Source organism: Ancylomarina sp., from assembly GCF_041555295.1.
Classification (GTDB): domain Bacteria; phylum Bacteroidota; class Bacteroidia; order Bacteroidales; family Marinifilaceae; genus Ancylomarina.
The window spans coordinates 1-1,964 of record NZ_JBFFKR010000444.1 but is presented as its reverse complement, the minus strand read 5'-3'; the positions used below and the strand labels follow the sequence as shown (position 1 = coordinate 1,964).

Sequence of the window (1,964 nt, the reverse complement as noted above, 5' to 3'; positions counted from 1 at the left end):
TTTCGTGCTGATCCTTTTTGTGCGGATGAAGGGACTCGAACCCCCACGCCTTTCGGCACTAGATCCTAAGTCTAGCGCGGCTACCAATTACGCCACATCCGCGTTTCTCTCTGATTGCGATGCAAAGATGGTGTGTTTTTCTATAAGCTCCAAATTTTTTCTGAAAATAAATTGCAATAAATTCAATGTTTATGGGCTTTGTGGAGGTAAGTGCTTGTGAAGTAGTGTTTAATGATTAAAACTTTTTTTGATAAATTTTCAGGTAAACCATCTGGGTTTAGCTGTCCGAAATACGTTTTATTTAGGCTAAAACAAGGAGTCGAAAAGCTAATTGGTTGAGGACTATGATTATCGAGCTTGACTTTACTTTATTTGTCGGTTGCAAAGCTTTCTTCCACTTGAGGAGGATCTCGTTACATTCAGCCTTTATACTTCTTTCCCTTAACCTTTATCCTTTTTTTACTTTAGCCTTTATCCTTAAATCATCTCCATAACGAAAACCCCAAAACATTCATGGTCGTCGTAAGAGTGACCCACAATCTGATTTTTTTCATTCAAAATACCTTCCCAGCAATCCAGATGGTATTCGATTTCTTCTTCAGCATCTAATATTTCAACTGCTGTGCCGGTAATCTTTAGTTGTTGGCCATCAAAAGTGCCTTCGACCTCTTGTTGCACACGAAAAGGTGTTTCGTCTTCGATTCTTTCTGTGTAAACTAACACGCCTGTAATTTTTTCGCCTTCTTGAGTGAATTCAGCAAAGCCTTCATCTTTCCCAAAACCAAAATCTTCGGTGAATGACCAGCGACCGCTAATAGTGTTCATATGTTCTGTTTTTAAAGTTTTGTTTCCTTTTGCAAACATAGGAAAAAAAGGATCAGTTTATAAATTTCAAGCTTTTAGTCTTCTTTTTTATGATCTGTCGTATATTTGTAGATTCATTTTGAATAAGAAATGTTTTTTCAATTGAGAAACAGCTTTGAATGTGAGCCGGGGAGGCTTCTGGTTTTCTCGACTTAGTACTGCTGTTTTTGATATAATATTAGATAAAGATGATCGATCAATCAACTATATGTGCCATTTCTACAGCTGCTGGACATGGTGCCATTGCTATTATCCGACTTTCGGGTGAGAAGGCTTTAACAATTTGTGACCAGATATTCCAATCGAAAACCAACAAGCTTCTTAGTGAACAAAAGGCCAATACCGTTCATTTCGGTAACCTGATGGATGGAGAAGAAATTGTGGATGAGGTTTTGGTAACGGTTTTTAAAGCACCATATTCCTATACGGGCGAGAATAGTGCCGAAATAGCCTGTCATGGCGCTCCCTATATACAGCAACGCATTTTACAAGTTTTGCTTAAGGCGGGTGCCCGCATGGCGAAACCAGGAGAATATACCCAGCGTGCCTTTCTGAATGGTAAAATGGACCTTTCACAGGCTGAAGCTGTGGCCGATTTAATTGCTTCGAGCTCGGCATCAGCTCATCGGGTGGCTCTGCAACAAATGCGTGGTGGTTTCTCCAACGAGATTGCTAACCTACGTGGACGCTTGTTGCATTTCATTTCAATGATAGAGCTGGAACTCGATTTTGGTGAAGAAGATGTTGAGTTTGCTGATAGAACACAGCTGCAAGCCTTGGTGACAGAAATAGAGACTATCATCAGTAAGTTGGTCAATTCCTTTGAGTTGGGTAATGCCATTAAAAATGGAGTGCCCGTTGCCATTGTGGGAAATACCAATGTGGGGAAATCAACTCTGCTGAATGCTCTGCTAAAAGAAGACAAGGCCATTGTTTCGGAAATTGAGGGAACCACCCGCGACGTAATTGAAGATACTATCAATTTGGGAGGGGTGACCTTCCGATTTATCGATACGGCGGGTATTCGCACCACGCTTGATAAGATTGAGAATATGGGTATTGAGCGTACCTTCCAAAAGATGCGCCAGGCTCAAATCGTT

The 1,964-nt window shown here is 40.8% G+C and carries 2 protein-coding genes and 1 tRNA gene; 1 reads left to right on the top strand and 2 read right to left on the bottom strand.

The genetic code is table 11. The annotated features are described in order from the left end of the window. Positions 1 to 20: 20 nt before the first annotated feature. Positions 21 to 102, bottom strand: a tRNA-Leu gene (locus tag ABY905_RS16925). Between the two features lie 375 nt (positions 103 to 477). Beyond that, the gene (locus ABY905_RS16920; protein ID WP_372646020.1) at positions 478 to 825 is read right to left on the bottom strand and encodes a hypothetical protein; all 348 of its coding nucleotides are present in this window, start codon (positions 823 to 825) and stop codon (positions 478 to 480) included. 227 nt (positions 826 to 1,052) lie between these two features. Here ABY905_RS16920 and mnmE point away from each other — a divergent pair. Then, a partial coding sequence (gene mnmE, locus ABY905_RS16915) for a tRNA uridine-5-carboxymethylaminomethyl(34) synthesis GTPase MnmE (RefSeq protein WP_372646018.1) occupies positions 1,053 to 1,964 on the top strand: 912 nt, incomplete at its 3' end.